The sequence below is a fragment of the Oleiphilus sp. HI0117 genome, assembly GCF_001635235.1.
In genome coordinates this window covers 1-4,809 of record NZ_LWGA01000649.1, presented here as the reverse complement: position 1 = coordinate 4,809, position 4,809 = coordinate 1, and the positions used below count along the sequence as shown (strand labels likewise).

At 45.3% G+C, this 4,809-nt stretch carries 5 protein-coding genes and 1 tRNA gene; all 6 read left to right on the top strand.

All coding sequences use genetic code 11. The annotated features are described in order from the left end of the window. Nucleotides 1-285: 50S ribosomal protein L20 (gene rplT, locus A3757_RS08380; protein WP_068739415.1), on the top strand; the 285-nt coding region annotated here is incomplete at its 5' end. 103 nt (nucleotides 286-388) lie between these two features. Continuing rightward, a complete protein-coding gene (gene pheS / locus A3757_RS08375) occupies nucleotides 389-1,387 on the top strand; it encodes a phenylalanine--tRNA ligase subunit alpha (RefSeq protein ID WP_068507656.1) in 999 nt (332 codons plus the stop codon). Between the two features lie 21 nt (nucleotides 1,388-1,408). Then, entirely contained in the window at nucleotides 1,409-3,781 is a 2,373-nt protein-coding gene (gene pheT, locus A3757_RS08370) for a phenylalanine--tRNA ligase subunit beta (protein ID WP_068507653.1), read from the top strand. A 3-nt stretch (nucleotides 3,782-3,784) separates the two neighbouring features. Beyond that, a complete protein-coding gene (gene ihfA, locus A3757_RS08365; protein WP_068507652.1) occupies nucleotides 3,785-4,090 on the top strand; it encodes an integration host factor subunit alpha in 306 nt (101 codons plus the stop codon). After that, complete coding sequence (locus tag A3757_RS08360; RefSeq protein ID WP_068507650.1) at nucleotides 4,068-4,424, top strand: MerR family transcriptional regulator; 357 nt, start codon at nucleotides 4,068-4,070, stop codon at nucleotides 4,422-4,424. Before ihfA ends, A3757_RS08360 begins: the two co-directional genes overlap by 23 nt. Nucleotides 4,425-4,607: 183 nt before the next feature. Next, a tRNA-Pro gene (locus tag A3757_RS08355) sits at nucleotides 4,608-4,684 on the top strand. Nucleotides 4,685-4,809 lie beyond the last annotated feature (125 nt).

Sequence of the window (4,809 nt, the reverse complement as noted above, 5' to 3'; positions counted from 1 at the left end):
GGAGCTCGTAGCCGTATCTATCGCGTAGCTAAGCAAGCCGTAATTAAAGCAGGTCAATATGCATACCGTGACCGTCGTCAGCGTAAGCGTCAGTTCCGTCGTCTATGGATCGCGCGTATCAATGCTGGTGCACGTTTAAACGGTTTGTCATACAGCCGATTAATCGCTGGCTTGAAAAAAGCTAACGTTGAGATCGACCGTAAAGTATTAGCTGACTTAGCAATGAACGACGCAGCAGTATTTACTGTTGTTGTTGAAAAGGCTAAAGCTGCACTAGCAAACTAAGACTTAGTTCAACACTCGTTGAAACATAAGTAATAGCTGGATAGGGGGCGAGACAACTCACCCCCTATTTTTATTTTGAGTACTGTTTTTTCGGAGAGCAGTAATGGAAAACCTTGAACAACTTGTTCAACGCGCCATTAGCGCTGTAGATGCAGCGGAAAAAATTCAAGAATTGGACCAGGTCAGAGTTGATTACCTAGGCAAGAAGGGTGAAATCACCCAGCTACTCAAAACATTGGGTAAGCTAGATGCGTCTGAAAGACCAGCGGCCGGAGCAAAGATAAACGAAGCCAAAGAAGGTGTCTTGGAAAAACTGTTAGCCAAGAAAGAGTCCCTTGAAACAGCTGAGCTTGAGAACAAGCTCCGTTCAGAAGCTGTGGATGTCACCTTGCCAGGCCGCGCAAGCGATACCGGTGGTTTGCACCCGGTAACCAAAACAATGCGCCGAATTGAGCAGTTTTTTGCCAGAGCCGGTTACTCAGTAGAAGTAGGCCCGGAAATCGAAGATGATTACCATAACTTCGAAGCTTTGAATATCCCGGGGCATCACCCGGCACGTGCTATGCACGACACCTTTTACTTTGATGCAAATACCTTATTAAGAACTCACACTTCACCTGTGCAAGTACGCACGATGGAGAAGGGAGAGCCACCATTTCGTATGATCTGTCCGGGCCGTGTATACCGTTGCGACTCCGACCAAACGCATACGCCGATGTTCCATCAGGTTGAAGGCCTGCTGGTGGAAGAGAATGTTAGTTTTGCTGACCTAAAGAGTACCATTGAAGATTTCCTTCAGGTGTTTTTTGAGCGAGACCTGGCTGTTCGTTTCCGTCCTTCTTACTTCCCATTTACCGAACCTTCAGCAGAAGTGGATATCGAGTGGGGTAAAGACGCTGACGGCAATACCAAGTGGCTAGAAGTGATGGGCTGTGGCATGGTCCACCCGAAAGTATTTGAGTCCAGTGGTATTGATTCCGAAAAATACTCAGGCTTTGCCTTTGGTTTAGGTGTAGAACGCTTGGCTATGTTGCGCTATGGCGTAAACGACCTAAGAATGTTCTTTGAAAACGACCTTCGTTTCCTCAAGCAATTTAACTAAGTTAGTCAGGATAGTAGAGCAATGAAATTTAGTGAACAGTGGCTCAGAGAGTGGGTAAACCCTTCTATTGGTACAGATGATCTACTCCATCAAATCACCATGGCTGGCTTAGAAGTAGATGGCATGGACCCGGTAGCGGGTGAATTTACCGGCGTCGTTGTAGGCGAAGTGCTCAGCAAAGAACAGCACCCTGATGCTGACAAGTTAAGCGTTTGTCAGGTGAGTGACGGAAAAGAGACCGTCCAGGTAGTGTGTGGTGCTGCGAACGTGAGAGAAGGTTTAAAAGTACCCTTCGCGAAAATTGGTGCTGTGTTGCCAGGTAACTTTAAGATTAAGAAAGCTAAGCTGCGTGGCGTTGAGTCATTCGGTATGTTGAGTGCCGAGTCAGAGCTTGGTTTGGCTGAATCTTCAGATGGTTTGATGGAATTGCCTGTTGATGCACCCGTAGGTGCTTGTATTCGCGAATACCTAGGTTTAGATGATAACTGTATCGATGTTGATTTAACGCCAAACAGAAGTGACTGTTTGTCTATTGCGGGTCTTGCTCGCGAAGTCGGTGTCTTGAATAAAGAGAATGTCACTAAGCCACAGATTGAGTCAGTGGTTTCAGAGAGTGAACTTACCTTCAAGGTAAACTTACAAGACACAGAGGGCTGCCCTAAATACTTGGGACGCGTCATTGAAGGTGTCGACCTAACTAAGCCTTCACCATTATGGCTGCAAGAAAAGTTACGTCGCTGCGGTTTACGTAGTATTGATCCTGCCGTTGACGTAACCAACTATATTTTGCTTGAGCTCGGTCAGCCAATGCATGCATTTGATTTAGATAAGCTGAATGGCTCAATCAATGTACGTCAAGCTGAAAATGCTGAAAAACTAACCTTGTTGGATGGTCAGGAAGTTGAACTTCGTGATGACACCTTGGTTATTGCAGATGAAAACACTCCACTTGCAATCGCAGGTATCATGGGTGGCGAAGCCTCAGGTGTTAGCGCTACAACTCAGAACATCTTTTTGGAATGTGCCTTCTTTGCACCCTTGGCGATTGCGGGTAAAGCACGCTCTTATGGCTTGCATACAGACTCTTCACACCGTTTTGAACGAGGTGTTGATTATGCGCTGCAGCACGAGGCAATGGAACGTGCAACGCGCTTATTAATCGATATTGTCGGCGGCAAAGCTGGCCCAATCGTTGAAGAAAGTGATGCAGAGACGCTTCCTAAGTCTTCGACTGTGACCTTGCGTGAAACTAAAGTTGAGTCGCTCTTAGGCTTGAAGGTAGAGACAGCTGAAATAGAAGAGATTCTAACGCGCCTTGGGCTTGAAGTTGTTGATCGAGCAGAGGGGCAGTGGACCTTTGCTGTGCCAAGCTATCGTTTCGATATTGCCATTGAACCAGACCTGATTGAAGAAATTGGTCGGGTCTACGGCTATAACAAACTACCTAAAACGACTGCATTAGGCTCAATGAAGCTGCGGGCCGTCGACGAAGATATCTTCCCGCAGGACTACCTGGCTGATCGTTTGGTGAGTTTAGGTTATCAGGAGGCAATCACTTACAGCTTTGTTGACGAAGAAACACAAAAGCTCGTGACGCCTGAAGAGCAGGGTATCGCTTTGGCAAACCCAATCTCAGCTGATTTGGCTGTGATGAGAACGTCTTTATGGCCTGGCTTGCTAAAAGCACTAAGCTACAACCAGAAGCGCCAGCAGCCCCGAGTTAAGTTTTTTGAGACAGGTCTAAAGTTTGTTCAAGAAGGCGAAGAGATTGTTCAAACTAGAATGATCTCGGGCGTTGTCTCAGGCACTGTTCAAAACGAAAACTGGTGTAATGAAAGCAGAGCAATCGACTTCTTTGATGTGAAGGCCGATCTTGAGAATTTATTGTTCTCAATTGACCCGACAGTCGCTTTCGAGAAGGGTGAACATGCTGCTTTACACCCTGGGCAGACTGCACAGATTGTAAAAAATGGTAAAAAAATCGGCTATTTAGGGGCTATTCACCCTAAATTACAAAAATCCTTGGATTTAAATGGCTCAGTTTATTTGTTTGAACTATGCTTAATTGAAACCGTTCAAGGACAAGTGCCGAGTTTTGATGGCGTGTCAAAATACCCAGAAGTTAGACGGGATTTGGCAATATTGATCGATCACGAGATACCGTTCCGAGACGTTGAGCAGATTGTTAGAGATAATGCCGGTGAAGACCTGGTTAATCTCAATGTGTTTGATGTTTATTCAGGTGATAATCTTGCTGAAAACGGAAAGAGTCTAGGCCTCGGTCTGGTATGGCAGCGAAGTGATCGCACTCTTAATGATGAAGAAATCAACGAGTCCTTTGAGCGTATTGTGTCAGCACTCAGTGCTAAGTTTGGAGCTAAATTAAGGAGCTAGCGCATGGCGGCTTTAACAAAAGCTGATATGGCCGAAAGCCTATACGACGAAGTTGGACTAAATAAGCGCGAAGCCAAAGAAATGGTGGAAGCGTTCTTTGATGAAATTGTTGGAGCCCTAGGTCACAATGAACAGGTGAAGCTATCTGGCTTCGGTAATTTTGACCTACGCGATAAGAAACAAAGGCCTGGACGTAACCCTAAAACTGGTGAAGAAATTCCTATTTCTGCCAGACGCGTTGTTACTTTCAGACCCGGACAAAAATTAAAGGCAAAAGTAGAAGAATATGCTGGAACCCAGTCACAATAATGAATTACCCCCGATTCCGGGTAAGCGCTATTTCACTATTGGAGAAGTAAGCGACTTATGTGGAGTCAAAGCTCATGTTCTACGTTATTGGGAGCAAGAGTTTGATGAACTGTCACCGGTAAAGCGTCGTGGAAATCGTCGTTATTATCAGCGCCAGGACGTCATGACTATTCGTCAAATTCGTAGTTTATTGTACGATCAAGGCTATACCATCGGTGGTGCCAAGCAAAAACTGCACAATGAAGGTGATGAGGGCCCTGCAGGGCAAAACTCTGAATTGATCAAGCAAATGATCACTGAGCTTGAAGAAGTTTTAGACGTACTAAACAGCTAAGCTTTCAAGTAATAAGGTAATCTTAAAAAACGCCGATACTATCGGCGTTTTTTATTTATTTCTAAAGCGTCATAAGGTATTATACCCGCGACTTAAGTCGACAGGCCTAAAACCCGTCGATTACCCCCATGTAAGCTGATACCTAGTATCAACCTGGTGAACAAATTCTTGTTTCACACCGTTCGGGATGTAGCGCAGCCTGGTAGCGCACATGTCTGGGGGACATGTGGTCGTGGGTTCGAATCCCGCCATCCCGACCAATTTTTCTTTTTTAATTCCTGTTTTTTAGCATCTGTCGCAGCTTTTACCATTATAGGGTGAAAATGTACATCATAGAGTCTAGACTCCCTTGTTTAATGCATAATCTGAAAATTCTACTTAGTTA